Source organism: Novosphingobium lentum NBRC 107847 (assembly GCF_001590965.1).
Taxonomy (GTDB): domain Bacteria; phylum Pseudomonadota; class Alphaproteobacteria; order Sphingomonadales; family Sphingomonadaceae; genus Novosphingobium; species Novosphingobium lentum.
Genome location: NZ_BCTW01000035.1, coordinates 1 through 26724 on the forward strand (window position 1 = coordinate 1; position 26724 = coordinate 26724).

Below are 26724 nucleotides of genomic sequence, written 5' to 3' on the forward strand. Positions count from 1 at the left end.
GATCTTGCTCTGGTCCTTGTCGATGCAGACCACGTCGTGACCGAAATCCGCCAGGCAGGAACCCGACACGAGGCCGACGTAACCCGATCCAACCATCGCAATCTTCATGTAATATTCCTCGCTGGATCAGCGTCTTCCGGTTCGATTGCGTCAATCGAGACGGATGACCGACGCACCTGTGCTGAAGGACTGCGATGTCCGTCACAGGTCCGTGTCGGTGAGCTCAGGTCAGGCCGAGGCCTGCGCCTGATACTCGCCGGACTGTCCGACACCGAGATTTCCGATCTCGACGCCGTTGTTGACCGCCCAGATGGCCGCCTGAGTGCGGTTCTGGACATTGAGTTTGCGCAAGATCGCCTTGACGTGAACCTTGACGGTTGCCTCGCTGATGGCCAGACGGTTGGCGATCACCTTGTTGGGCGAGCCCATCAGGAGATGCCGCATGGTATCCAGTTCGCGTTCGGACAGAAGTGCGGCAAGGTCGGGCGTGATGACGGTCTCGTTGCTGCCGTTGAACATCTTTTCCGACATGCCGAGCGCCAGTTCGCTGGGCATCACCTTTTCACCCATGGCGACCAGCTTGAGCGATTCAATCAGCGGCGCGCAATCTATATTCTTCACGATATAGCCATCGGTACCGGCGACGAAGTCGCTCGCCATGGCCACCAGGCGGAACGATTCCGCCAGTACGACGATGCGTGATTCCGGATAATGCTGACGCAGGCGACGCACTTGGTCCGCCGAACTGTCCATCGACTGTTCGTCGATCACAATCAGATCGGGTGCGGGCGACGTCATCGAAAACTCGATCATCGCAGTGGCGTTGTCGCAAGCGCCAACGACTTCAAAAGGGTCGACATCCAGGATTCGACGCAAGCCTTCGCGAGCCAGAGTTTTTTGGCCAACCAGAAATATCGTTGTCGACTGTTTCATGTTGCGTACCTCACATCGGATTCGTGGCGCACGCGACCCCTTCATTTTGAAATTCTTTTTGGGTAAAATATGGCCGGGAATTCCCCGTATCGACGTCCCGTGCCCCTACTCCGAATGGGCATTCAACGTCGTTCCGTACCTCCACCTTTCAAAAGCTTACAGAAACCTTACACCGAATTGAACCGTTTTTTGTGACGTAGATCAATTTGGGACATAAGGCACAGATTCCAAAACGTAGTATACCTCGAATGGGTGGCCCGAACGCGATCCAGGTTAGCCAAATCGATCAGTCTCAGCCAGACTAATGAACACATAATGCTGAAAATCAAACATAAGTGTAGGGTAAAAGCCTGCTGGTATATGCCCTAAATAAAAAAAGACGCCCCGATTAGATCGGTCAGTATTTTATCGGAAAAGCTTTTAGTTGCAATTACTTACAAATTGCGGGAGCAATGTTTTTTGCCAGTGGGTGCAACTTTAACCAGGTTTCCATTGAAAAAACTTGGCGCGAACTGCTCAGTGGCGGGTCCCTGTGCTTGGCAAGGGGTGCAGCAACTCTTCGCATTCGCACAGATCGAATTGCAGCCTAGACGGTCCATCGCAATAGCCGAAATTGCCAATCATTCGATCTGACGGATGACCATGAAGGCCTCTGCCGAATCGCGATAGACGGCCGCACCGCGCAAAGTCGCCAGCGCCTCGATCGCCCTGATTGAGCGCTCGTCTGGAAAATCGCGCACCTGGCTGGAGAAACAGCGGAATGCTGCAAGCTTTCGGTCAATCGTTGCGGAGATTTCGATATAAAGATTCGGCAGGAATGCCGGTGTGATGCCGGGGGCGTACCAGTTGGTTTCCGATAGCGTCTCGTAGGCGAATATTCGCAGCGGGATCGTAGCGTTCCGAGGTCTGGCCGCCACCATCGCGCCGGTAAACGCCAGTTGATGATCGGTATGGATGTCGCCGATGAATGGAACGAACATGGTGTCGGGCTGGATGTCCCGCACGAGGGTGTCGAACGCCGAATTGATCGTGGCGCCGGCAAGCGTGTCCATCGCGGCGGCCGGCAGATCGAGAAATCGTACTTCGTTCACCCCGATGACATTGTGCGCTGCGGCCAACTCGTCGCGAACCTGCGCGACGAATGCGGGATCGAACGCCGGCGCCTGCCCCTTGGTCACCACGGCCACGACGACCCGATTGCCCGCATCGGTCAGTCTGGCCATCGTTCCGCCGCAGCCCAGGATTTCATCGTCGGGATGCGGTGCGATAACCAGCACGGTCCCGAAATGCGCCAGGTCAGACATCGTGGCGTCCAAGCAGTGAATGGCTAAGTGGTGCGTGCCCTTTGTCGCAGTACCATTCATCAATACGCAGCAAGCCGTCGCCGGTCTGGACCGCGAGGTGCCCGTCAGAGATCGAGACGACCTGACCGGGCTGCGCATGCCAGCGAGTGGGTCCATCCATCGGAGCAGACTGCCATATCGTCAGGCGTTCGCCCTTCAGACTGGTGTACGCCCCGGGATAGGGCCGGCCCACGGCGCGAACGAGGCGGTCGATCTCACGCGCGGATCTGGTCCAGTCGATCAGGCCATCCTCGATCGTGCGACGGGCGCAATAGGTGGCGCAGCTTTCGTCTTGGGCCTGCGCTTGTACCTTATCCGCGGCCAGTTGACCCAGCGCGTGCGACATCATGTACCGCAGCACATCCATGTGTTTTGCATAAAGCGTGCCGGCGGTCTCGTTGCGCGCGACATGAAAGAATTGCTGTTCAAGAATTGGCCCGCTGTCGACCCCACCGTCGATCCAGAACAGCGTGCCGGCGCTGATCGGTTCGTCGAGCAGGATGGTCCAGGGGATGACGGCCCTGCCGCGCATTCGCGGGATCGGCGCAGGATGGTATCCGATGGTCCGGCCCGGCGCGATGCCGAGAAAATCGGGTCCACAGATCTGCGACCAGCCAATGACGAAGATGTAGTCGCAGGGCGTGCTGCGAATGGCATCGATCGTGGCCTTGGCATTCACCTGCTTCGTCAAGTGCACTGTGCCCTTCGCTCTCGCGACGTTGGGTGCCAGATCGACATAGTCTGAATGGCGCTGCGCGCAGTTGGACGGGAGTGTGACGACCAGCGGCAGCTGCCAGCCGGCATCGGCGATCGCCGCAATAGCAACGGCCGTGCTTTCGACTGCCCCGACGACGATGGCGCGCATGATCTGCCCTTATTCCACTGCCGCGGGACCGGGTTGGCGAACCGCTTGGTGTGGTCGAACCCATGAATACCGGGGGGCATTCACGGGGGCCTCGGGCGCACACGATACGACCAGGTCTGACATCGTTCCGAGTCCCATCTCACCGATCAACTGCTGATTTACGAGGCGGACATCGTAGATCGATTCCGCCATCTCGCGCGATCGCTTCCCCATCCGCTCGATCACGTCAGGGTGTTCGATCAAATGGGCCATCGCGGCTGCAAGGCTGTCGGGGTCCCGCGCTGGGACGAGTATGCCGTTTCCGCCGTTCTCGATCGGATCGCGACATCCCGGCATGTCGGTCGTGATCACGGGGCGGCCGGTTGCCATTGCTTCGAGGATCGTCCGCGGCAGACCTTCCCGGTAGTACGATGGCAGGACGAACACGCTGGCATTGCCCAAAAAAGGCCGGACGTCGCGTGTTTCGGGAAGGAATTGGACGGGATAGGCTTGGCCGAGCCGTTCGATTTCCTCGGCATTTACGCCTGTCGGATTGCTCGTTTCCGGGCGTCCCAGCACGCGGAATTCGATGTGCGGATAGCGGGTGACGATGATCCGTGCCGCTTCGAGATAGTCGTACAGCCCCTTGTCGCGCATCAGTCGCCCGATCATCAGAAAACTAATCCGGCCGTCCGGCATGGGCTGCTGGACGAAGCGCGTGGTGTCGATGCCCGATCCTGGCACCTGCACCACCTTCTGGCCCGAGGCGATGATGCCCGCATCAATCATGTCGCCGCGATCGTCGCGATTGAAGACGAAAATGTTCTCGGCCCGCCGCACGCCTTCGCGGTAAAGTCGGCAAGACAGCGCGCGAAGCCACGGCCGGCGATCGGCCGCCGGGCTGAACAAGTAGCCCAACCCGGTCATAAGCGCGTGGAACCGGATGTTGCCGCACAGCCGCGCCGCCAACCCGCCGTAGATGATCGGCTTCTGGGTATAGGCCAGCACCACATCGGGTCGCTCGGCACGGAATAACCGGCAATAGCCGATCAGGGTCATGGCGTCACGGGCCGGGTTGGTGCCGGTCCGGTCCATCGGCACGACGGCCATGCGAATGCCAAGCAGCGACAGGGCGCGCTCCATCGTAGCATCACGATCCGGTGCCACCGCGACGACATCGTGACCAGCGTCCTTCAGCTGTGCCAACAGCTCACCACGGAAATTGATCAGGGAATAGGCAAGGCTCGACAAGACTACGATCTTCACCTTGGCCTGCCTTCCTTGAGAATGGACCGTTGCCATACAGGCACTGGCTTCGTGCGTTGTCCGACGATCCACCCGATCGCGGCGGCCGGCCGCATTGGATCGGCCGGCTGATGGCAAAGCGCACCAAAGTCCCGCCAATCCGCCCTTTTCAGTTTCATTATCCGGAACATGGCGGAACTTGGCCGGCAGGCAACGCGCATTCAGGCTGATATCCGTTTGGTCAGTCCCATAACCCGGAAGGCTCGCGCGCACTGCTCAACGGGTCAGCAAGCGCGGTCCATCCGAAGTGACCGTAATTCCTCCTTGGCGACAACGACCGGGCTCGAACCATTTTGGCTAGGCCAGCTTGCGCACGTTCCGATGCCCTTGATCACCGATACTATCGCCACCGAGAGGTCGGCAGGCTCCCGTTAAGGTGCCGGTCAGATGGCCCTTCGGTGTTCCAACGATTTTGGCAGCAGCATATGACCCCTTCATCCAATCTGGCGGCAGTGCCTATCGATGTACCGTCCGATCCGACAGCGCCGGAACGCCCCGTTCGGGTGCCCGATGCCCGGGAATTGATAAACGGGCTGGGCCTGCTGCTGGCCACGCTGTTCCGGCACCGCATGGAAACGAGGCCGTTTTGTTTGCGGCGCGTGATGCGAACCGCGGTGGTTCTGGCACTCGACTTCAGCGTCATCGCGGGCACAATGGCCTTGTTGACTATCCCGCTTCAGGCGCAAACTGCGGGTGCGATCGAAATCGGGGTACGCTTCACGATCCTGTTTTCGGCAACCGCGACACTCATACTGTATCTGTCGGGTCTTTATCGCCGGAACTGGCGCTTCGTTTCGGTCGCCGACTGCGGGTTTCTAGTGTTCACGATCCTGTGGGCGTTCGGCTTGAGCTGGGCGTTCACGCTCGGCTTTTCCAAGTTGCGGCACAACGGCCTGCAGTTGTTGCCGTTGGCATTCGTCCATTTCTGCATGGCCACGCTTTCAATGCAGATGATGCGAATCGCGCGCCGCGCGTGGCGCGAGCTGGCGATGCGCCGCGCGATGGACAAGGACATGGCGGCCCGCCCCGCTGCAGCGCGCCGCGCGCTGCTGATCGGCGATCCGGAGTGGGCGGTTTCTGTGATCGAGCTGGTCAAGGCCGACAAGGCCAGTCCCATCAATATCGTCGGCGTATTGCTCCCCCAGGCCGACGATACGATCGGGCAACTTGCCGGTGTGCGCGTGCTGGGCGGCCACGACCGGCTGGGCGAAGTGGTTGAGCGGATGGCGGAACGCGGCCATCGCCCGACCAACGTGATCGTTTGCGATGACGGCATGAATTTCAGCCCGAAGGACATCGCCAAGGTCATCCATCGCGTGCGCGATCTCGGCCTCGAGCTGTCACGGGTCAAGGATCCCTGGAGCAAGCTGCTCGAAGCCAAGCCCAAAATGGAGATGGACGATATTCCGGTCAGTGAGCTGCTCGGCCGCAACGAATTCGACATCCAGAGCAATGCGATAAGCCGGCAGATTTCGGGCCATTGCGTGCTGATCACCGGGGCGGGCGGCAGCATCGGGTCGGAACTGTCACGCCAGGTCGCCAACTTCAAGCCGTCGCACCTCGTGCTGCTCGATAACTGCGAATTCAACCTCTACGCGATCGAGATGAAGCTTCGTGAGGCCTATCCCGACCTCGATATGCATCCCGAGCTTTGCGACATCCGCGACGCCACGGCGGTGCGTAGGCTGTTCGAACGTCACCGCCCCGCGATCGTCTATCATGCCGCTGCGTTGAAGCACGTGCCGATGGTCGAGAAGAATCCCTGTGCGGGCGTCCACACCAACATCATCGGCACGCGCAACGTTGCCGATGCAGTCTGCGAATTTTCCGCCAGGGCGATGATCCAGGTATCGACGGACAAGGCGGTAAACCCTGTGGGCATGATGGGCGCGACCAAACGCGTCGGCGAGCTTTACAGCCAGTCGCTCGACCTGTGCGGTGTCGACGATGGGGACTCACCGCGCTTCATGACCGTGCGGTTCGGCAACGTGCTGGGTTCCAGCGGTTCGATCGTGCCGCTGTTTCGGCGACAGCTGCTCGAAGGCAGGCCATTGACGGTAACTCATCCGGACATCGAGCGGTTCTTCATGTCGGTGCGCGAAGCGGTGCATTTGATCCTCGAATGCAGTTCGCGCGCGCTGGAAGCCGGCAACACGCGCGGCAACATCTTTGTCCTCGACATGGGCGAACCGGTGAAAATCGTCGATCTGGCACGGCGCATGGCACGACTTTATGGCCTTGAGCCGGACGTCGACGTGCCGATCCAGTTCGTGGGCCTGCGGCCGGGCGAAAAGCTGTACGAAGAGTTGTTCGACAGCTGCGAGGAGCAGGTGGACTCTGGCATTCCCGGTCTGTTCGAGGCCTGCTCGAAGCCGATCCCGCTGCCGCTGATTTCCAAGGCGATCGATCACCTTGCGAGCGCGATCCAGCAGGGTTCGCACGTTGAGGCATGCCAGATCACCCACAACCTCGTGAAGCTGCCGAGCAGCGGGGTCGACATGATCGGGCTGTTTTCAAGGTCGCCCGCCATGTGGCGCGGCCCGTGGCCCAAATTGACCCGGGACGCCCAGGCATGAGTGCTCGCATGGCAAAGCCCGAGCTTTCTGCGGTAGGTCCGCGCGCAACCGGCAGATTGCAATCTTTGTGGCCGCGCCACGATGACGACGAGATCGATGCGGTGGTCAAGGTGTTACGCAGCGGCCGGGTGAACGCGCTGGTCCATGGCGATCAGTGTCGCAGTTTCGAGCAGGAATTCGCCGATTTCACGACCATGCCGTTTGCGATCGCCGTGGCCAACGGCACGGTTTCGCTGGAACTGGCCCTGCGCGCGCTGGGGGTGCGTCACGGCGACGAGGTCATCGTTCCGGCCCGCAGTTTTTTCGCTACCGCCAGCAGCGTTGCAGCGGTCGGAGCCGATCCGGTGTTCGCCGACATCGTGCAGGAAACCCAGAATATAGACCCCGCCTCGATCGCGCGGATGATCGGTCCGCGAACCCGGGCAGTCATCTGCGTGCATCTTGCGGGGCGGCCATGCGATATGGGTCCGATTGTCAATCTGTGTCGCGAACAGGGTCTGGTCCTCATCGAGGATTGTGCACAGGCCCATGGCGCGCTGTACCGGGGCCAACCGGTGGGGTCGTTTGGTGACGCTTCGTCGTTCTCATTCTGCACCGACAAGATCATGTCCACCGGCGGCGAGGGCGGCATGGTCTTGTTCCGGCAGGAGGAAGCCTGGGCCCGGGCGTTCGCCTACAAGGATCACGGCAAGGATCCCTACAAGATGCGCACCCCCGTGCCATCTCTGCCCGGACAGTTCCGCTTTCTGCACGACAGCTTCGGCACCAATTTTCGCATCACCGAACTGCAGGCCGCCATCGGCCGTGTCCAGCTGGCCAAACTGCCCGGATGGCTCGACCGGCGGCGGCAGAATGCAGCTACGTTGGCGAGCGCATTGGAAGGCGTGCGCGGAATGATCGTCGATCCGGTCCCCGTTGATGTCAATCCGGCTTGGTACAAGTTCTATGCGCGCTATGACTCCATATCCATCCCCGGCGCACCTTCGCGCGATGCACTGATCGCCGCGATGCTGGCGCGCGGGATCGCGTGCGGTAGCGGATCATGTCCCGACATGAGCCGCGAGAACGCGTTTGCCCAATATCCGCCACGTCGCGACGGCGATTTGCCGGAAGCGCGCCGACTGGGGCAGACCAGCCTGATGTTCGCCGTCGACCACTTGTTCGAACCGGCCGACATGGAACACGTAGGAGAGCAGGTCGAAATGGCCTTTCGGGATTGCCTGGCATGATGGCGGGCAGGATCGAGGACTTCCAACCCGAATTCATCGTGATCGGTGCGGTAAAAGCGGCAACGACATGGATTCAGAAACAACTGCAGGCCAACCCGGCGCTGTTTTTGCCCGACGTGGAGCCGCACTATTTCAGCAGCGAGTTCGCGCGCGGTCCGGGCTATTACCAAGACCTGTTCAGCGCATCTTTGCCCGGCGCTTGCCTTGGTGAGAAGTCAGCGGACTATCTTGCCCATCTCCTTGCACCTGCCCGTATCGCGTCGGCTTTGCCGGACGCGCGCCTGATTGCCCAGTTTCGCAACCCGGTCGATCGCGCCTATTCCGATTACAAGATGCTGTATCGGCGCGGCACGATCACCGGACGGCCCGAAGAATACCTCATCTCGCCTGACAATCCTCAGCCGCGTTTCCTCAATGATGGCCGTTACGCGTACCACCTTTCGCGATGGCTCGATCATTTTCCCGAAGAGCAACTTCTCACTTTCCTTTACGAAGACGTAAAGGCCGATCCTTCAGGTACTATCGAGCGCGTCTCGCGCCATATCGGCGTCGATCCGGTCTATGACGCGCAGCAGGGCAGTCGGCGCGAAAACGACAGCAGCGAGAACTTCCTGCCGCTGCCGGTGCGCAAGGTTTTGGCGCCGGTCAAAAGCAGCGTCGCACCGTTGCGGGGAATGCGTTGGTTCGAAGCGACCCGATCGCTTTTCGCCCGCCAGATCAGTTATCCTCCGTTGAGCCCCGACCTGCGCCGCCGCCTGACGGATTTCTACGCAAGGGACGTGGAAATGTTGGGAGCGATGATCGGGCGCGATCTGTCACGCTGGCTGGACGCTCCACGATGCTCGTCGGCCGCCTGACCGGCATAATGCTGAATAGTCAGTGGGCTAGCCGTATGGGCGGTGATCGTATGGCCGGTTTGACGCTAGGTTCGGGGTCAGTCCGTCGAACGGTGTTAGACCATTCAACAGGTCCAGGAGGGTAGACATGCGGTGGTTTGCAAAGTCGGCATTGGCGATGCTTGCGCTGCCACTCAGCACACTTCTGCTGGCAGGTTGCGCCGCGCCGACATCGGGCATGCAGAAGATTCAGGCCGCACAGTCGGACGAATACCACGTCTCTGTCGGCGACAAGATCCGCGTCGTGGTGCAGGATCTCAAGGATCTGGACAACGACTATGTCGTCGACGAAACCGGAGCGATCTCCTTTCCGATGATCAAGCAGGTTTCGGTGCGCGACAAGACGTATCGTGAAGTCGAATTGGCGGTCGAGGATACGCTGCGAAATCAGAAGATCCTGGTCAATCCCAAGGTCAGCGTTCAACCGCTCGACCTGCGGCCGCTGTACATCCTTGGTGAGGTCAACCATCCCGGCCAGTATGCCTATCGCCAAGGCATGACGGTGTTTGCGGCTGTCTCGGCGGCAGGTGGCTATACCTACCGCGCCAAGTCGGGCGAAGTTGCCGTGACCCGCAATGTCAACGGACAGCCGCTTACCCGTTCCGCGCGCGAAGACAGCATGGTTCTTCCGGGCGACCAGATCCGCGTCTACGAACGATGGTTCTAATCGACGCTTGGCGTGCCCTTGCCTCGGTCACGGCGGCGTGTTGCGGCGTGTCGGTTGCTGCTGGCGGAGCGCGCGCGCAAACTGTCAGCGAAACGGCACCGGCCCTTAACGTCAACGATGCCGAATATCGCAATGTCGGTATCAAGTTCGGCACGGTGATGGTGTATCCCGCCGTGACCGCGCGAATGGAATACGACAACAACGTCTATGCGGACCCGACCGGGAAAGAGGGCGATCTCGTGTTTGTCGCGGCCCCCAGAATCGCCGCAGCTTATGCGCACAACAACGTCGATTTCCACGCTCAGGCCGAAGCGACGATCACGCGGTATGCCCGTCTGACCAACGAGAATTCAACGGCATTCTCGACCAAGGCCGAACTGGGCATCAACCCCAGTGCGGTTGATCGGCTTTCGATTGCCGGCGGCTTTGAACGCATCGTCGAGGATCGCGGTGTATCCGAAGCGCGCACCGGCCGGACTATCGGCCCCCGTCTCCAGCGATCCTTTTTCGGGCAGGGCCGTTATCACCGGCAGCAGGGACGTTTTCTGTTCGACATGCAGGGCGAAGCGCGCACCTATCGCGGCCAGAAGCAATTCGACGCGGACCGGGACTTCAACGCCTACAGCGGCAGCATGACGGTCGGTACCCGTGTTGCCGGGTCGCTTCTGGCGACAGCGACCGGCTTTGTCGTCCATCGTGACTTCGTCTTACCCGGAACTGCAGTCAAGCCCAGCCGCGATGCGACGACATACGGCGGCCGCATCGGCTTCGAGGTATCCGGTAGCGCGTTCCTTGAAGGACATGCCAGCGTGGGCGTATTCCGGTTCGACCCCGCCGATGCTCGCCTGCCCGGCCGCACAGGGCTGTCGATAGATGCGTCGATCACCTACCGGCCACGACGACGGACCGCGATCACGTTCGACGCATTCAGGGGCGATGTCGCCACATTCAGGCTTGGCGCGCAGGCCCGGACCGATACGCGCTTCGCGTTGGGAGTGCAGCAGGAACTGCACCATGACGTGTACGCCTCCGCAGGAGTCGGCTGGCGCGAATCGCGCTTTATCGGCCAGTCAGTCGTCGAGCGAACGGCGACCGTGCAGGGGGAACTCGAGTGGCTGGTCAATCGGTCGATCGCGGTTTCGGTCGACGCGACGTTTGCCAAGCGCACCAGCAACGATCTGAACAAGCGCTACGACCGATTCCAGATGGGAACCTCGGTCAGATTGCGCTTCTGACCGCCTGGATGGGCTCCACGCCATGCGCAGGTTTGGCGTCCACCATCGCCAGTTCATCATAAATGGCTGTGATCAGTGCGACGTGGCGTTCGCGCGCGAAGCGGCTGCATGCATCGGATTGAGCGCGCGCAACCATCGCCGCGGTCGCTTGAGGATCGGCAATAACCTGCAGGCAGCCCTTGGCCAACGCCACGGCGTCGTCCGCTGCGACCAGCACACCCAAACCCGGAAGGATCGCTTCGGCATTGCCGCCCGAACTGCTAGCGACCACCGGCGTTCCGACCACCATCGCTTCGACCAGCGTGCGTCCCAGCGGTTCGTCGATGGCGGGAACCACCAGCACGTCGCATGACGCTATCCAATCGTGTCCCGGCGACCGGAAGCCCATCAGCCGGATACAACCTTCGAGCCCCTGGGCCGCGATGCTGCGGTGCATCGCGTGTTCGATCTCCGGATGCTCTGCCTCCCCGAACATCACGCCCACGACCGGCTGGTCGAGCGTCCGCTGCAGCAGCGCGACCGTATCGATGAACAGGAGCGGACGTTTGCGGGCGATGAAGCTGCCGAAAAAGCCGCATATCAGCGCGTCGTCAGGCAAGTCCAACTCCGCCATCAGCTGCGCGTGCATGGCGTGGCGATCCACTGTGACACGCGTATCGAACGGGCTGAACACGACTTGTGCCGCCCGCGCAGCAAGCGAACGCGCTTTGCGGGGCAGGGAAAAACGGGAAACGGACACGATCCGGTCGGCAACCAGCGGTGCAAGCCAGCGCAATCCTCTGGCATCGGGATCAGCCCGATGGTGCCACAACAGGCGCGCACCGGCAAACTTCGCCGCCAGCGACCACGTGGCGTGGCTGCGTCCGTCATTGGTGTGTACGATGGCCACGTTATGTTCGCGCAGGAACTTTGCCCGCTTGCGCAGCCCTGTCAGTGTGCTCAAAAACTTCAGTGGGCCGAACGCACGTCCGGCGGCAAAGGCGCGACGCGGCGCGGCCGGATCGAGCACGGTTTCGAAGCCGCGAAAATGGCGCGCAATCCGCCCATCGGCGCGCTCCGTCACCAGCAGCACGCGATAGCTGTCCGGATCGAGTTGCTCGATCAGGCCCAGCAGCGACACGTGGCTACCGCCAAGGCTTTCACCGGCGAGCGGGAAGCAGACGGTGATCGGTCGGCGAGGCAGATTGTCGATCATGGTGTACCGCTCACTTCGTCGCTCGCGAGTCGAGATCGTCAAGGAAGGCGTCCAGGTTGGAAATTCCATCGCTGTCAGCGTCGGTCCAGGGATCGGCCTTGGCCGGGTTTGCGCCATGGGCAACTTCCCAGCGATCGTCCATCCCGTCGTTGTCGCGGTCCGGAAAGGGTGTCCCTTCGGCGATCGGCGGTATCACGCCGGGCTCTTGGACGATCCGTCCCCTGCGGTTTTGTACGTCCGCCACGACCTCGCGATCAAGGTCGTCGCGCGGCCAGGCGCCGGCGGTCTGGAGGACGTGTGCGGTGGCTTGTGCCGCGGTAACTGGCGCGATCGTCAGGGGACAGGGGATCGACGTGCGCGCGATGCCCTGCGCCAAAGTGGTAATATGCTCGAAATCACCGTCGAACGTGTTGTCGGTCATATAGATCGATCCAAGGCCGCGGCTGCCCGTGACCTGCCGGACGATCCCGACCGCGTGGCTGGTCGTGTTCGGACCTGCCTTGAAGAAATTGCCGATGATCGACACCGGCGTGCCGCCATAGCTCTCCCAAACCTCGGCAAATTCCGACTGGGCATCGTAGAACACGTTGTTCAGCACCTCGACGCACGAACCGGGGGAGAAATTGATGTCGGGATTGCGGTCGCCGTTGAACGCGCACAGATTGCCGATGAAGCTGAAATGCTCGGGCCGGGTCGGATCGCTGCCCAGCAGCGCGCATTTGTCGTGCTTGGGAATGCCCCAGGAAAAGATCGAGTTGCTGATAGTGATGTAGTCATTGTCGCCGTAGCCGTTGATCAGTTCGTCGCGCGCCCAACTGGCGCTGACATGGTCGATGATCACCCAGTTGCTGTTTTCGATGGTGATCGAATCCTCCGATCCGCGCTCGCCGCCGATGCGATCGTTGCGGATGCGCACATGGCGCACGACGATGTCATGCGTGTCCTTGATCAGCAACGGCGTGCGCCCATCGGGGCCGCCGCCGTGCGCCAGCGTGATGCCGCCGCCCGGCGCGGTTTCGCCGGCGATGGTGAGGTACGGGTTGCGGATAACCGGAGGGCGTTGGGTGAACCGGATTACGCCGCTGACGCGGAACACGCATGTCCGCGGGCCGTCGCGCTCTACGCAGGCGCGCAGCGAACCGGGACCGGCGTCGGCGAGCGTTGTCACCGCCACGACCGCGCCGCCGCGCCCGCCTTTGGAACGCGCGCCATACCCGATCGCCCCCGCAAAAGCGCGCGGGCCGGAAGGGCGTTGGTCGGCCAGCGGCACGGTCGATTTGCGCCCTGGCGGCGGCGACTTGGACTGGTGGTGGTGCAGAATGCCGGTATCGTCGTTAGCACGACCCTCGTCAGAGGCCGAGCAGCCCGCGACGATGCAGGCTAGGCAGACTACGACTTTCCATCTGAAGTCGCTCCGCCCGCACAATGCCACAGGCCTGTCTCCTCAGCGTCGTGATATGGCCCGGCAAGTCCGCACCAATTCAGACCGATGCAAGCGAAGTCATAGTGTTCGCGGGACATCGTCGGCAATGTCTCTTTGGTATAGGCGCTGCGACCAAAGTAATGACACCATTCGCATAATTTCCGTCACGGTGCCCCCGACTGGCCTTTGCCTGATCCCGGTCGATCTTACAGAGTGCCGACGTGACCCGACCAGCCACCGCCTTTCCGACGCCGATTCCAGGTCGATTTGCGCCCGATGGATCCACCCGCGCACGGACGCGCGAGCAGCGCGTTCTCGACGGGCTGATGATGGCCGGGGCGTTCTTCCTGCCGATGCACATCCTGCGGCTCGGCCCGATCAATTTCACATTTGCCGATGCCGCGTTCTCGATGGCGTTGCTCATTCTTGCAGCGCAGATGCGCCTCAATCACCTTCCGTTTGGCCGGCTCACGTTCCTTTGGTGTGTTGGCCTCTCGCTATTCCTCGGCGGCCTGTTCATCAGCTCGGTCATCAATGGTGATCCCCTGCGCTGGCTCAACATTGCGGCACAGTACGTTTTCGCCTGGCTCCTGTTGCCGATGATCGTGATGAGTCAGGATCGCGCCTTTGCGCATCGCTGCCTGCTGGCGTTTGTGGTCGGTGTCGCGCTGTCGGAAGCCTTCGGAATTCTGGTAAGCCACACCCTGAGCTACACCAAATCGGCGCAGCTGTTCGGGCCTGGCTTCGTCATCGGCAACGGCCGGCTGGGCGCCATGAGCAGCGAGGCAAACTGGAATGCCGCCGTCGTCGCCTTTGCTTTGCCCGTCCTCATCAACCTCATACAGGCCAGGGTCGTGCGCCTGTGGCAGGGGATCATCCTGCTCATCGCACTGCTATGGGGGCTGCTGGCCAGCGCAAGCTTCACCGGCTTCGGCGCGGCGGTGATCGCAGTGATGATCATGTTTGCGATCTCGAACGCGGCCAGTCTCGTAAAGTTCGGGCTGCCACTGGTGGGCGGCGGAATGCTGTACATCATCACGGGCATGCCACTGCCCGCCGTGTTCGCACATCGGGTGGGCGGCGCGCTCCAAACGGGTGATATCGACGAGGCCGGGACGTTCCTCGATCGATCGGCGCTGATCGGCGAGGCATGGCACATGGCTGGCAAGAACATCATCGTCGGTCTAGGGGTGGATCGTTACCGAGACGTCAGTGCCTTTGGCGCGCCAGTGCACAATTTTCCGCTGTTGATCATCAACGAAGGCGGCATCGTCGCATTTGCCGGACAGGTTACCGAAATCGTGCTCATGTGGGTGCTGGCCATCAGCGCCTTGAAAGTGAACCGTCGCGATGGCGCGATGGCGATCGCGGTCTTGGCGGTGTTCACGGTGTTCATTTCCTCGATCCCGCACATGTATTCGCGGCTGTGGACGGGTCCGGTCATGCTGGCACTTGCCGCAAGCTATGCGCGCCAACTGTCCGATCGGCGCGGTCCCGGACGATGGATTGCGGCACGGCCAGCCTCTTTGAACGAGCCGGCAGGATCGACGTCGCGCCGAAATGGAGCCAGAATGGCGGTGCCCGGTCGATGACACCCGATCAGACCACTCGTGACGGCACGGTCATTTCGCGTTATCGGCGGCGCTGGCAGCACAGCACTGTCCTGAAGCCGCGACTTATCAGCATCGGCCATTTGCTGTCGGGCAATGGTGCCAACGTCGCCATCACGGCGATCAGCACGGCCATCGCGGCGCGTTCCATCGGCGTGCAGGCATTCGGCGTTTTCGCGCTGGTGCTGTCGATCGGCAGGGTCTGCGAGCGGTTGATCCGCTTTGAATCGTGGCAGCCGCTGATCCGCTTCGCTGCGCAGCCCGACGTCGAATCCGACAAGCGCCGGCTGTCGGAACTGTTCCTCGCCGGGCTGTTGCTCGACGTGGGCAGCGCGCTGGTCGCGGCGCTGCTGACGGTCGTATGCGGCTATCTCCTGATGCCCGTGCTGCACCTGGAAATGCGGTATTTACCGCTGGTCTGCATCTACGCGGCCGCAATCGCGATCAACATTCGCGGCATGCCCACCGCATCGCTGCGGCTCAACGGCAAGTTCCGCCTGCTGGCTTACGTGCAACTGATTTCAAGCCTGATCCAGATCATCATGTCGGTTGTCGCGATGTGGATGGGGCTGGGACTGATGGCGTTCGTGGTCATCTGGACGGTCTGCCAGATGATCGATTCATCGCTGTTCCTGTGGCTCGGCTTCCGAACGCTGAAGCACCTTTGCATTCCCAGTCCGCTGCGGTCGCAATGGCGCGGGCTCATGGCGAAGTTTCCCGGCTTCATCCGATTTGCGCTTTCGACCAATATTTCGAGCACGCTGCGGACGCTCACTCAGGAGGCCGACACCATTCTCGTCGGTGCGATCGTCGGCACCAGTTCGGCGGGCATGTATCACATTGCCAAACGCTTCGCGAAAATCGCGCAGCAGATTGGCCAGCAGATCCAAACGGTCATTTATCCCGACATGGCCAGGTTCTGGGCAAAAGCCGACCTTGTCGCGTTCCGCAACATCACGGCGCGGGTTCAGGTGGCCTTGGGTGCCGTGGGTCTCGGTATTCTGGGCTTGACCGTCATTTCGGGCAAATTCCTGATCGATCTGGCATTCGGGGAAGAATTCGCCGCGACGTATCCGCTGCTGATGACGCAACTTGTCGCGGTCGTGCTGATCATGCACGCGGCGCCGTCGCGTTCGGCCCTGCTGGCGATGAACCGGCCGGGCTTCGTCATGGCTGTGGCGGTTTTCTCGACTATGCTGTTTTTCGCCGTCGCGTTCGCCGCAATGCCGACTTATGGCGCGATCGGCGCCAATTATGCTCACATCGCGTTTGCCGCCCTCTCCGCCGTGGCGATGGACATCGCCTGGTGGAGCGAGACCGGCATGCGTCTGAAACGGTCAAGATTGGCATGACGATGGACAATCCCGCGAGGTGGTCATCATGATGCGCCTGGACGAACACACCGTGCTTCCCGGCCTGGCAGACTCCGGTCGCTTTACCCGACCGCCCCGGCGCGGTCCCGGCGAACCGTCGCCGGGCGACGGGCCGTTCTCCAAGAGAACGCTTGGCCGTGCACCGACCATCATGTTCGTGCTGCCCGCGCTCGGGGCCGGCGGATCCGAGCACGTAGTGACGTTTCTCGCCAATCGGCTGGTCGCCTGCGGATTGCGTATCACCATCGTATCGTTCGAGGATGGCTCGGCGCCACCCTACTATCGGTGCGACCCGGAGGTCTCGATTACATATCTCGGCGTACCGATCGGTCGCCGAGGGAAGGTAAAAGGTCTGAACGCTTTCGCAGCGCGCGTCGCAGGCTTGCGCAGCCAGATGGACGCGGTCCGCCCCGATCTGGTCATCAGCTTCCTCACGCGGACCAACGTCATCTCCGTACTGGCCGCGCGCAACTTGCGCATCCCCGTGATCGTGTCCGAAAGGAACAATCCTCAGCGGCAGCGGCCGCCATTGCCATGGCGTGTAATGCGTCGCCTCGCTTACGCGCGGGCGTACGGACTGGTCACCATGACGCAGGGTGCGTTGCAATTTTTCCCGCGCTCGATGCGGCAGCGCGGCTGGGTCATTCCCAACATGGCCGACTGGCAGCATTTCAAGCCTCGTTTTACCAACACCATCAGGGTGCTCACAGCAGTCGGGCGCCTGACCGACCAGAAAGGCTTCGATCTGCTCCTGCAGGCGTTTGCCAAAGTCGCCGACCGGCACCTCGACTGGAAGTTGCGGGTTTGGGGGAAGGGACCGGATCGGGATGCGCTGCAGGCGCTCGCCGCGAGCCTGGGAATTGCCGATCGCGTGGAAATGCCGGGCGTTTCGTCACAGCCCGGAAGCTGGATCGTGGATGCGGACGCCTTCGTGCTGAGTTCTCGTTACGAGGGCTGGGGCCTCGTGCTGGGCGAAGCTATGGCCGCTGGATTGCCTTGCGTCTCGTTCGACTGCCCGTTCGGCCCGGCAGAAATGATCTCCGACAAGGTCGACGGCCTGCTTGCGCCCGACGGAGATGTGCCGGCACTGGCCGAGGCGCTGTCGAAGGTCATGGGCGATGCCGGCTTGCGCGACCGGCTAGGTGCGAACGCCATCCGAAAAGCCCGACTGTTCGAGCCCGAACGTATCGGCGGATTGTGGGAAGCGATGATTTTCGACGTTCTAGCCAGCCGGCTCCCGACCGCATGGATGCCGGAGCGCAATTCTCATGCGGTTTGAACCCTTGCGCAAGCTGGCGCGCCGCATGCGCCGTGCGCGCAATGACGCGTTGCTGGCGCGGCGCGTGCCCGATGTAAGCGCATTCCTGGTGTCTTATCCCAAGAGCGGTCGCACGTGGCTGCGGTATTTGCTGTCGTGCTATCTGGCGCGCATCGGCGGGCTCGACTTCGAACCCGATCTGTCCACGACGTTTCGCGTGTTGCCCAATTTCGACATTGACCCGGTGCGCGGACTTCCGGGATGCGTGGTGATGCAACTGGGCACGCGGATACCTTTGATAGCGGTCAGCCACCGCCGGTTCGATGCGCGCTGGTTTACCTCGCACCCCGTGATTTTCCTGGTGCGCGACCCTCGCGATGTGTGCGTGTCGGCGTATTTCCACCAGACCCGGCACAAGCAGCGCTTCGACGGCGACATGGCGTCGTTCATCGAGGACGCCGAGTTCGGCATCCCCTCGATCGCGGCCTATCACAATGGCTGGGCGGCGGGGCTGTCGGCCAAGCGCATGCTGGTCGTCAGCTACGAGGAGATGAGCCGCGATACGCACGCGGCGGTCGAACGCATCTTGCGGTTTCTCGACGTGCCGATCGACGAAGCGGCACTCGACTACGCCGTAGCCAGGGCGCGGTTCGACAGCATGAAGCGCGACGAGCTGCGCACCGGGCTGCCCGGCCACTCCTACAACCGCGACGACGATGAAAGTGTGCGCATGCGCAAGGGCAAGGTCGGCGGGTTCGATGATTACCTGTCGTCGCAGGAGGCCGATCGCATCGCCGAGCTTTGCAGCAGCATCCTCACCCCAGAGGCGGTGAAACTCTTTGCCCGCTGCGATTGCGAGACTGCTGCCGAACGGGAGATCGAACCTTGCGTATCTGCTCTGTCCTGACCAGCCTGACCTCGGGCGGTGCGGAGACGCTGGTCACTAGCCTGAGCGCGGAATTCACGGCCAAGGGCCATGCCAGCGACGTCGTCACGCTTTGCGATGCCGCGCAACTTGGCAACAGCGCCGATATGGAAGCGCACTTGCGCGGGCAGATCGAGGCGAGCGGGGGGCGCGTGATCTCGCTTGGACTGGGACGAAATCGCAATCCGCTGGCTGGTGCCGTCGCCATGCGCCGCGCCCTGCGGACGCTCAAGCCGGACATCGTTCACGCTCACACCGCGCGCGCACTGCCCATGCTCGCCTTTCGAGCGGGAAGGTGCCCGATCGTACTGACGCACCACAACAGCAGGCTCAGTTTCCGGCCTGTGCTTTTGCGGCTGTTCGAACGACAGGTTCGGGCGTTCGTGGCCATCAGTCATGAAACGCGCGACTTGTTCGAGCGCGGCGTCCGGACACACGTTGCGTACATTCCCAATGCCGCGTCGCGCAACTTCGATGGCGGCGTGCCGCGTACGCGTGTCGGGTCGCCGGCCCGCATTCTTTCGGTCGGGGCGGCCACGGCGCAAAAGAATTACGACCTGCTGATCGACGTTGCGCTGGCGATGCACGACCTGTTTTCCGCAGAGCAGAGGTCAGTGTTCGAGATTGCGGGCGGCGGACCCGACCTCGACCGGCTGCGCTTGCGTGTGCGAACACTCCGGTTGGAGGATCATGTCCGGTTCTTGGGAGAGCGTTCAGATGTTGCCCGGTTGATGGAACGGGCCGACATCTATCTCAACACGTCGCACTACGAGGGAATGCCGATATCGTTGCTGGAGGCGATGGCGATGGGCCTGCCCATTGTCGCCACCAACGTCCCAGGAAATCGCGAGCTGGTCGATCATGGCAAAACCGGCGTCCTGGCGGCGAATGGCGATCCGGCGGGGCTGGCACGCTCCATTGTCGATCTTGCTGGCCGACCCGACACCTATGCGCGGCTTTCTGCGGAAGCCCTTCGCAAGGCCGGCGACTTCGAAATCGGAACGGTGGCAGCCCGGCACCTCCAGCTTTATGCAGACTATGTGCAACCGTCGCCCTTGAGGGATGTCGGCATCGCCAAAAGGGTTAGCCTGAATAAGTATTCGCAAGTCTCCCAATAGCTTTTGTCAGCGCGCCGACGACGAGCCTATCGTCGTTGGTGATTGACATGGAATCTTGCCGACCAAGCGGGACCCATCCCGAACAGGGAGTGCGTTGTGAGCCAACTCGTAGCCCAGACCGACGGCGGGGCCGTTGCAGGTCCACCACCGGCCTATTTTGAGGCGTATCCACGCAGCAACAACGACATTCCGACATCGGAACAGTTCGGACTGCATGACCTTGCGCGCATTTTCGGGCGGCACCGGCTGTTGATCCTGCTGGTTATAACACTCATCACGGTGGCAACGGCGACGTGGCAGCTGCTTTCGCCGCCCCAATACACCTCCACAGCAACGATCCAGGTCCAGCTGATCGACGACGTCGGCGCCAATCAGGCCGACATCCTTGCCCGCAATGTGCAGCGCATCACCAACGAGGTGAAGCTCTACCGCTCGCTTTCGGTCGTCCAGCACCTGGTGCGCGATGTCCACGCGCTCAATCGCCCCGATTTTCAGGTCGAGATGGGCAACATGACCGGCAAGACCGATTCCGATAAGATGTCCGCGGCGATCTCGGCCGTGCTGCGGATGTCGGCAGTGAAAGCGGATGAAGGTTCGGACCTGATCGAGCTGAGCGTAACCAGTCGTTCGCCGCAGTTGTCGGCCATGCTGGCCAACGCCTTTCCGGCAGCGGTACGTGCGATGAAGAACGATTTGAACGCAGGGCGAAGCGACCAGCTGCTTGCGACGCTCAACGCCGAGCAAGCCCGCCGCGCGCAGTTGGCCGCAGACGCGGCAAAAAATCTGGTCGATTTCCGCCAATCGCGCAGGATGCTCGTAGGCGCGGGCAGCCAAGAGGACCTTCAGCAGGTCAACCGGATCGCGACCGAAGCGGCGTCCGCTGCGGGTATGCGCGCCGGATCTGCGGCGCGGGCGGGCGGCGTGGCCGTGGCCGAATCGATCCAGACGACTGCGGGGGCAAGTTCGCCGGTGCTCGAGCAGCTCAGGCGGCAGGATGCCGAGTATTCCGCTGAATATGCCCGGCTCTCCCAAACGTATGGCAGTGGCCATCCCGACGTCGTGCGAGTCCAGGGCCAGCTTTCCGAAGTTCGCGACGGCATAGCCCGCGAACAGGCCAAGGCGGTTGCCGTGGCCAGTGCGGTGCAGGGGGCCGAAGCTGCCCGGCAGACCCAGCTGGCACGCAGCGATTCATCGCGCGACGCGGCACGAGCCGGGCAGTTGCAAGCGATTGTCGGTCGTTTGACCGGCGAGGCGTTCGAGCACACTGCCAACACTGTGAAGCTTGAGGAGTTGGATCGCATCGCGCAGGCCTCCGCCAGAGCCTACACCGAGATCGCCGACAAGGTTTCACAGGTCCGCTCACAGATGATGGTCGAAGGCGTCACGTCTGCGGTCGTGTCACCCGGCGTTGTCACGGCCCAGCCAAGCTGGCCCGAGCCGTTCAAGTTCACCGCACTGGCGTTCCTCGGTTCGGGCTTCCTCGGTCTGCTCCTCGCCTTTGCGCGCGAAATCGTGGACAACCGCCTGCGCACTGTGGATCAGGTACGGCGGCTGTTCGGCAAGCCCACGTTCGGGATGCTGCCGATGCTGGCCGGCGGAATTGGCGAAAAGATCAAGGAAAGCCCGGTCATCAGCGACCCGCAGTCGATGTTCGCCGAAGTGGCGCGCTCGACGTATACCGAGGTCAGTGCCCTGGGTCGCAAGGGCGTACCGCTGTCGATACTGGTCACGTCTCCACTTCCGGGTGACGGCAAGTCGGTCGTTACGCTGACGCTTGCCGCAGCCGCCGTAGCGATGGGCAAGCGCGTGGTCATTCTCGATCTTGATTTGCGCAAGTCCGGAGTGCTCCAGAAAATGCAGCACGAGCAGGATTCGCCTGAGTTGCTTGAGATTCTTCGCGGACAGGTGGCCATCGACAAGCTGCTTGGCCCGCCGGAGCATCGCGCCCCGGTTCAACTCCACTATGGCGACGATGAGGAGGTCGATCTGTCGAAGATCACGCTGCTTAGCGCGTCTCATCCCGTTGCAGAACCCGCCGCGCTGCTCTCGTCGCAACGTCTGCAGTTCTTGATGCAGGATCTCAACGCCCGATTCGATCTGACCGTGGTCAATGCCCCTGCAACGCTGGCCGTCCGAGACGCCCGGACGATGTGCGAATTTACTGACCACACTGTAGTTGTCGCACGCTGGGGAACGACCACGATCGACCAGATGCGCGCCACGCTCGAACTGTTGGGATCGGAAAACGTGGCCGGCGTAATCTTCGATCAAGTTGACTATGCCGAACATGCGCGCCGCAGGTACGGCGACTCGATCCAGTTCTATTTCGAATCGGCCGGCTATTACAGCAGCCCGGTGCCGGCGCGACTGACCTTGCTTGGCCAGCTGAAGCGGCTGTTCGGGCGGCGTCCGGCTTATGCCTGAACTACTTGCCGGCAGGCTGGACCGGGTTGGCCGGAGGGGGGCGGCCTAGTGATGCGGATTGCGGTGATCAGTGACATCCATTCGGCCCGCGCGCCGTTTGCCGCAGCGCTTGCCGATGCCCGACGCGAAGGCTTCGACCAGCTCGTCTTGCTGGGCGACATGTTCACGTACGGGATCGAACCCGAAGCCTGCGCAGACTTGGCCGCAGCGGCAGTCGCGCGCGACGGCGCGCTCCTTGTGGGCGGAAATCACGACGTGCTGTATTGCGAACTCGCGGACGGCGTCAGCACCTATGCCGACAGCCTTCCCGAATGGATCCGGGAATCAATCGACTGGACGTTCCAAAGGCTGGGGCGGCGCTGGCCGGATGAGCTGGCGTGGGTCGATCAGTGGGCATGGGACGGGATGCTGTTCGCCCACGCCAATCCGTTCGGATTCGGCGACTGGACACCGCTGGGCGATGAAGCGGCGCTGGAGGCTGCGACGTGTCGGCTGGAGGAGCGCGGCTTCCGCTGCGGCGTCTTTGGCCATGTGCATAGGCCAACCCGACATTGCAATGCCGCCGGAATCGAAAGCCACGTTGTGGGCTCGATCGGTCAGCCGCGCAATCGCGAGGATCCCGCGCCGCAATGGGCGATGATCCACGCGGTTGCCGACCAGATCACCGTTTCGCAGCGACGGGTCACATTCGATGCTTGCGCGTATCGTGCGGGAATCCAAGCCGCGTCGGCCCTTTCATCCCGGACGCGGGACCAGCTTTGCAGGTATTTCGCATGACGCGGGTGATGGTGACGGGTGCCGGCGCGGTCTTGGGGCAGGGGATCATCAAGTCTCTACGGGCTGGGTCGATGGATGCTAGGATCATCGCGCTCGATCCCAGTCCGCTGGCGCCGGGCCTGTACTGGGCCGACGAGGCCCGGATCATCCCGATGGCCAGCGACCCGGGATACGCCGCCGCCATGGAAGCGCTGATCGAGGACGAGCAGCCCGATGCGGTGCTGGTGGGCACCGACGTCGAACTCGCCATTTTTGCAGCAAGGCGGCGAGAGTGGGAAGCACGATACGCGACCCGTATCGTCGTCAGCGACAGCCGCGTGGTGGCGATCGCGGACGACAAGTATGAAACCGCCGGGTTCCTGGCTGAGCATAGCCTAGAGTTCCCCCTGTCCGCTTTGCCGGAGGATGGCGAGGCGCTTGACGCGCTTATTCGCGAGGTCGGCTTCCCGGTCGTGGTAAAGCCGCGCCAAGGGGCGCGTGCGGTAGGCGTTTCCCTGGCAAACAACCGGGACCAGCTCGCCGCGGCACTGGCGGGTCGCAATGGGCTCGTCGTGCAGCAATGGGCCGGTCCCGACGATGCGGAATTCACAGCGGGCGTGCTGTTCTTTGATGGTGATGTTCAGGCGTCGATCGTGCTCCGCCGAGACTTGCGCGATGGCAACACATTTCGAGCCTACGTTGATGACTACCCCGAATGCGATGCATACGTCCGCAGCGTCGCCCGGGCGCTCAAGCCGCATGGCCCCGCCAACTTCCAGTTTCGCCGAGACGTATCGGGGGTTCACCGTTTGTTCGAGATCAATGCGCGCTTTTCGGGCACGACCCCCATGCGCGCTCTTGCCGGGTTTAACGAAGTCGATATGACGTTGCGCCACCTGCTGCTGGGTGAGCCAGTGTGCCAACCCGATTGTCGCAAAGGTGTGATCCTTCGTTTCCTGCAGGAACAGTTCGTGGAAAATGCGTCGATCACGCAATTCGCCGTCCCGTGAAGCCGCGTACGATCGCCATTACCGGTGCCAGCGGGGCGATCGGCAGCAAGCTTGTCAAGGCGGCGCGCAACGGTGGGCGCACGGTAATCGCACTGTCGAGGCGGCGGCCCGCCGATCTGCCGGGCGATGTCGTCTGGCGCGCGCTCGACTTGTCGGATCCCGGACCAATCCACGACGTCCTCGAAGGGGCCGACACGGTTATTCACCTCGCCACGGTCATATGTGGGGAAAGCCCGGATGACACGACCGCGCAGGATCTATGGCGTGTGAACGTGCTCGGTACCAGGGCGCTGGTTGCGGGCATGGCCGCCGTCGGCATGCGGCACCTGGTACTGGCCTCTACCGCCAACTTCTATTCAACCGATGTGGCAGTGGCGACCGAAGATACACCGATCAGGCCCACCAGCCGTACGCTCTATCTCGGCTCGAAGGTCGCTCAGGAATGGGTCGCCGCCAGCCGGTGCGAACAACTCGGCCTCTCGTTCGGGTCGCTGCGTATCGCCTCGGTGGTGGGCACGGGACGCAGCGTCATCGATCTTTTCGCGCTGCGCCTCCAGCGGGGCCAGCCCGTGACGATCAGCAGCAACGGAACGTTCGGCGCAGATTTTGTCGATGTCGATGATGTGGTGTCGGGCCTGTTGCTGGCTTCCGACCATTCGTTGCAGGGAAGCTGGAACCTGTCATCAGGGCGGCGAAGACTGCTGATCGACGTGGCCAACGACCTGGCCAAGCTGGCAGGATGCAGCGACAAGTCCATCGAGGTCACCGAGGCAGGTTTGCCGGACCACGGCTTTCCCGCCATCAATTGCGACAAGCTGCGTGCGGAAGGATACCAGCCCACCGCCTACGCCGATACGCTGGAAAAGCTGAACGGCAAGGCAACTGCTGCTTCCGCCACAATTACCTATCGATTGGCCAGGTCATGAGCACCGCCCTGCAACGGATCGCGGCCCTCGTGCTGCTGGTGGCAACTCTGCCTGTGCTGGCGGTAATTGCGGCGTTGGTGATGGCGTTGCAGGGGCGACCCGTGCTCTTCCGGCAGGTACGATCGGGCAAGGACGGCGTCCCGTTCAGACTGGTCAAATTCCGGTCGATGCGCGATTTGCGCGATGCCGTCGGCGTGTTGTTGCCGGACGATCAGCGCGTTACGCCGATCGGGGCGTTCTTGCGGCGCTCCCGATTGGACGAGCTTCCCAGCTTGTGGAATGTCGCAGCGGGTGAACTTACGTTCATCGGCCCGCGCCCGCTGTTGCCGCAGACGATCGCCGACCTTGGCGATCGGGGCATCGATCGCGGCAAAGTCGCGCCCGGATTGACCGGATGGGCGCAAGTCAACGGCAACACGCTGCTCACGCTCGACCAAAAGATCGATCTCGATTTGTGGTACGTTGCGCACCGTAACATCGTCACCGATGTCAAGATCCTGATGCGGACGGTGTGGGTTATGGTTGCCGGCGAAAAGCAGACGCTTGCCGTGGGCAAAGTGCGTTAAGCTGCGGCAACGCGTTTCCGACATCGCGTCGAACTGATTGTGGCCAAGGCGCCCAATCTGCTGCACCGCGGACGCCGCCGGGGGTGACGACGGCCGCGGCTTTGCAGCACGCCGCAAAAGGCCGAGCGGCGGTCTGGCAGCCGGAAGGACCATTCTGGAGACGCAAGGTCGAGCCCTTTCCAGCCGGTGGAAGTCCACCTCATTTCCGGATCCCGTTCAAGCGGGGTATCCTGAATGCAAGCCGATCTCTACCGATGCCCCAAGCCTGCCTGCAAATCCGGATAATCCTATCGGATACAGGGCGAATATGCAGACGTGGCGAAGGCATCGATCCGCTGTGCCGGATCGCATGAAGGATCGCGCGGCCGGGTTCGGTCGCGCGATCCATTCCTCTTGCCTCGCAAATGTACCTAAGGCTCAGGCTTCGGGGATTCCGCAATTCACGGCCGGGATCAACCCCGTACCGGTACCAACGCGCGTTATGAAGGTGCCCGAAGTGTTCTGATCGCCTGCCAACTCGTTGAGGAACTCCTCCAAGTTGGTGTAGCCGTCGCCGTCGGCATCGCCCTTGGGATCAGTGATCCCGTGTGCGGCTTCCCAACGATCATCCATTCCGTCATTGTCAGCATCTGGATAGGGCGTACCCGCAGCCAAGGCCGGCCAGCCGCCGACTTGAGTTGGACTATCGATGACCTTTCCGCTGCAAGTCCGGAATTCGTTGACGACCCGCGCATCTGCCGCATCGCGCGGGAACGCACCACCGAACGTCAGGATGTCGCGAACGCCCTGCTCTGCACTACTGTATATCTGGACCGAGAGCGTGCCGATGACCTTGGGAACGATGAAATTCCAGTTCGACGGATCGAAGAACAAGTTGTCCCCCATCCCGATCGCCTTGCGCCGCCCATCGATGTTCCCCGCGACGAAGAACGCCGCATTGCCCGGGCTCGTCGACATCGGAAGGTCGTAGAAACCACCAAAGATCGGCGTGCCCCGGATCGAGCTTGGTCCCATGGACACCCAGTTGCCGATGACATTGGCCTCCCGCTTCACGCCGGACGTGAGCGAGCTCTGTTTTTGCAGCATCGAGAAGTATTGATGGGCTTTCTGAA

22 protein-coding genes and 1 pseudogene are annotated in these 26724 nt (G+C 62.0%); 15 read left to right on the plus strand and 8 right to left on the minus strand.

Features of this window, described 5'->3' with window-relative positions; genetic code table 11:
• The 5 genes from NL2_RS20925 to NL2_RS19965 all read right to left on the minus strand — a co-directional run.
• A partial coding sequence (locus NL2_RS20925) for an NAD-binding protein (RefSeq protein ID WP_157083292.1) occupies window positions 1–108 on the minus strand: 108 nt, incomplete at its 3' end.
• Between the two features lie 120 nt (window positions 109–228).
• Window positions 229–933 carry a LuxR C-terminal-related transcriptional regulator gene (locus NL2_RS19950; protein ID WP_169799556.1) on the minus strand — a complete coding sequence of 235 codons (705 nt, stop codon included), beginning with the start codon at window positions 931–933 and terminating at the stop codon, window positions 229–231.
• 620 nt (window positions 934–1553) lie between these two features.
• On the minus strand, window positions 1554–2297 hold the full coding sequence (locus NL2_RS19955; RefSeq protein WP_369405483.1) for a PIG-L deacetylase family protein: 744 nt from the start codon (window positions 2295–2297) through the stop codon (window positions 1554–1556).
• Window positions 2230–3141 (minus strand): methionyl-tRNA formyltransferase, encoded by a 912-nt coding sequence (locus NL2_RS19960; RefSeq protein ID WP_068078253.1) that lies wholly within the window; start codon window positions 3139–3141, stop codon window positions 2230–2232. The genes NL2_RS19955 and NL2_RS19960 overlap by 68 nt, the downstream gene beginning before the upstream one ends.
• A 9-nt stretch (window positions 3142–3150) precedes the next feature.
• Window positions 3151–4386 (minus strand): glycosyltransferase family 4 protein, encoded by a 1236-nt coding sequence (locus NL2_RS19965; RefSeq protein WP_068078254.1) that lies wholly within the window; start codon window positions 4384–4386, stop codon window positions 3151–3153.
• Window positions 4387–5039: 653 nt separating this feature from the next.
• On the opposite strand from NL2_RS19965, the gene NL2_RS19970 reads away from it, so the two are divergent.
• From NL2_RS19970 to NL2_RS19990, 5 genes are all read left to right on the plus strand, one after another.
• Window positions 5040–7001, plus strand: a complete 1962-nt coding sequence (locus tag NL2_RS19970) for a polysaccharide biosynthesis protein (RefSeq protein WP_169799557.1) — start codon at window positions 5040–5042, stop codon at window positions 6999–7001.
• Between the two features lie 8 nt (window positions 7002–7009).
• Window positions 7010–8230 carry a DegT/DnrJ/EryC1/StrS family aminotransferase gene (locus NL2_RS21705; protein WP_068078258.1) on the plus strand — a complete coding sequence of 407 codons (1221 nt, stop codon included), beginning with the start codon at window positions 7010–7012 and terminating at the stop codon, window positions 8228–8230.
• Window positions 8227–9087 carry a sulfotransferase family protein gene (locus NL2_RS19980; RefSeq protein ID WP_245647783.1) on the plus strand — a complete coding sequence of 287 codons (861 nt, stop codon included), beginning with the start codon at window positions 8227–8229 and terminating at the stop codon, window positions 9085–9087. Before NL2_RS21705 ends, NL2_RS19980 begins: the two co-directional genes overlap by 4 nt.
• 127 nt (window positions 9088–9214) lie before the next feature.
• On the plus strand, window positions 9215–9793 hold the full coding sequence (locus NL2_RS19985; protein ID WP_068078261.1) for a polysaccharide biosynthesis/export family protein: 579 nt from the start codon (window positions 9215–9217) through the stop codon (window positions 9791–9793).
• Window positions 9794–9951: 158 nt separating this feature from the next.
• Window positions 9952–11028, plus strand: a complete 1077-nt coding sequence (locus NL2_RS19990) for an outer membrane beta-barrel protein (protein WP_245647784.1) — start codon at window positions 9952–9954, stop codon at window positions 11026–11028.
• Here the strand turns inward: NL2_RS19990 and NL2_RS19995 are convergent.
• Both NL2_RS19995 and NL2_RS20000 read right to left on the minus strand, forming a co-directional pair.
• On the minus strand, window positions 11012–12340 hold the full coding sequence (locus NL2_RS19995) for a glycosyltransferase family 4 protein (protein WP_245647785.1): 1329 nt from the start codon (window positions 12338–12340) through the stop codon (window positions 11012–11014). The two genes, NL2_RS19990 and NL2_RS19995, sit on opposite strands and share 17 nt — an antisense overlap.
• Complete coding sequence (locus NL2_RS20000) at window positions 12234–13493, minus strand: pectate lyase family protein (protein ID WP_068078267.1); 1260 nt, start codon at window positions 13491–13493, stop codon at window positions 12234–12236. The genes NL2_RS19995 and NL2_RS20000 overlap by 107 nt, the downstream gene beginning before the upstream one ends.
• A 374-nt stretch (window positions 13494–13867) precedes the next feature.
• Between NL2_RS20000 and NL2_RS21480 the strand changes: the two genes are divergently transcribed.
• From NL2_RS21480 to NL2_RS20050, 10 genes are read left to right on the plus strand one after another with little or no spacing between them, the layout of a single operon-like run.
• The gene (locus tag NL2_RS21480; RefSeq protein ID WP_169799559.1) at window positions 13868–15238 is read left to right on the plus strand and encodes an O-antigen ligase family protein; all 1371 of its coding nucleotides are present in this window, start codon (window positions 13868–13870) and stop codon (window positions 15236–15238) included.
• Window positions 15235–16608 (plus strand): lipopolysaccharide biosynthesis protein, encoded by a 1374-nt coding sequence (locus NL2_RS20010; protein WP_068078273.1) that lies wholly within the window; start codon window positions 15235–15237, stop codon window positions 16606–16608. Before NL2_RS21480 ends, NL2_RS20010 begins: the two co-directional genes overlap by 4 nt.
• Window positions 16609–16636: 28 nt before the next feature.
• Complete coding sequence (locus NL2_RS20015; RefSeq protein WP_157083295.1) at window positions 16637–17908, plus strand: glycosyltransferase family 4 protein; 1272 nt, start codon at window positions 16637–16639, stop codon at window positions 17906–17908.
• Entirely contained in the window at window positions 17898–18794 is an 897-nt protein-coding gene (locus tag NL2_RS20020; RefSeq protein ID WP_084356249.1) for a sulfotransferase domain-containing protein, read from the plus strand. The genes NL2_RS20015 and NL2_RS20020 overlap by 11 nt, the downstream gene beginning before the upstream one ends.
• On the plus strand, window positions 18773–19930 hold the full coding sequence (locus NL2_RS21315) for a glycosyltransferase (RefSeq protein WP_068078276.1): 1158 nt from the start codon (window positions 18773–18775) through the stop codon (window positions 19928–19930). The genes NL2_RS20020 and NL2_RS21315 overlap by 22 nt, the downstream gene beginning before the upstream one ends.
• Before the next feature lie 42 nt (window positions 19931–19972).
• On the plus strand, window positions 19973–22354 hold the full coding sequence (locus NL2_RS20030) for a GumC family protein (protein WP_084356251.1): 2382 nt from the start codon (window positions 19973–19975) through the stop codon (window positions 22352–22354).
• A 51-nt stretch (window positions 22355–22405) separates the two neighbouring features.
• The gene (locus tag NL2_RS20035; RefSeq protein WP_068078281.1) at window positions 22406–23131 is read left to right on the plus strand and encodes a metallophosphoesterase family protein; all 726 of its coding nucleotides are present in this window, start codon (window positions 22406–22408) and stop codon (window positions 23129–23131) included.
• Window positions 23128–24120: an ATP-grasp domain-containing protein gene (locus NL2_RS20040; protein ID WP_068078284.1), complete on the plus strand. Its 993-nt coding sequence runs from the start codon at window positions 23128–23130 to the stop codon at window positions 24118–24120. The genes NL2_RS20035 and NL2_RS20040 overlap by 4 nt, the downstream gene beginning before the upstream one ends.
• Window positions 24117–25046, plus strand: coding sequence for an NAD-dependent epimerase/dehydratase family protein (locus NL2_RS20045; RefSeq protein ID WP_068078288.1), 930 nt, complete (start codon window positions 24117–24119; stop codon window positions 25044–25046). Before NL2_RS20040 ends, NL2_RS20045 begins: the two co-directional genes overlap by 4 nt.
• Window positions 25043–25612 carry a sugar transferase gene (locus tag NL2_RS20050; protein ID WP_068078291.1) on the plus strand — a complete coding sequence of 190 codons (570 nt, stop codon included), beginning with the start codon at window positions 25043–25045 and terminating at the stop codon, window positions 25610–25612. Before NL2_RS20045 ends, NL2_RS20050 begins: the two co-directional genes overlap by 4 nt.
• Window positions 25613–26029: 417 nt before the next feature.
• Here NL2_RS20050 and NL2_RS21485 read toward each other — a convergent pair.
• Window positions 26030–26724, minus strand: a pseudogene (locus tag NL2_RS21485) (hypothetical protein); the annotation flags it as partial.

Coding starts and splice junctions, on each gene's coding strand:
- NL2_RS19950 (WP_169799556.1), bottom strand. CDS start 933: ATGAAACAGTCGACAACGATATTTCTGGTTGGCCAAAAAACTCTGGCT.
- NL2_RS19955 (WP_369405483.1), bottom strand. CDS start 2,297: ATGAATGGTACTGCGACAAAGGGCACGCACCACTTAGCCATTCACTGC.
- NL2_RS19960 (WP_068078253.1), bottom strand. CDS start 3,141: ATGCGCGCCATCGTCGTCGGGGCAGTCGAAAGCACGGCCGTTGCTATT.
- NL2_RS21705 (WP_068078258.1), top strand. CDS start 7,010: ATGGCAAAGCCCGAGCTTTCTGCGGTAGGTCCGCGCGCAACCGGCAGA.
- NL2_RS19980 (WP_245647783.1), top strand. CDS start 8,227: ATGATGGCGGGCAGGATCGAGGACTTCCAACCCGAATTCATCGTGATC.
- NL2_RS19985 (WP_068078261.1), top strand. CDS start 9,215: ATGCGGTGGTTTGCAAAGTCGGCATTGGCGATGCTTGCGCTGCCACTC.
- NL2_RS19990 (WP_245647784.1), top strand. CDS start 9,952: ATGGTGTATCCCGCCGTGACCGCGCGAATGGAATACGACAACAACGTC.
- NL2_RS19995 (WP_245647785.1), bottom strand. CDS start 12,340: ATGGCGCAAACCCGGCCAAGGCCGATCCCTGGACCGACGCTGACAGCG.
- NL2_RS20010 (WP_068078273.1), top strand. CDS start 15,235: ATGACACCCGATCAGACCACTCGTGACGGCACGGTCATTTCGCGTTAT.
- NL2_RS20015 (WP_157083295.1), top strand. CDS start 16,637: ATGATGCGCCTGGACGAACACACCGTGCTTCCCGGCCTGGCAGACTCC.
- NL2_RS20020 (WP_084356249.1), top strand. CDS start 17,898: ATGCGGTTTGAACCCTTGCGCAAGCTGGCGCGCCGCATGCGCCGTGCG.
- NL2_RS20035 (WP_068078281.1), top strand. CDS start 22,406: ATGCGGATTGCGGTGATCAGTGACATCCATTCGGCCCGCGCGCCGTTT.
- NL2_RS20040 (WP_068078284.1), top strand. CDS start 23,128: ATGACGCGGGTGATGGTGACGGGTGCCGGCGCGGTCTTGGGGCAGGGG.
- NL2_RS20050 (WP_068078291.1), top strand. CDS start 25,043: ATGAGCACCGCCCTGCAACGGATCGCGGCCCTCGTGCTGCTGGTGGCA.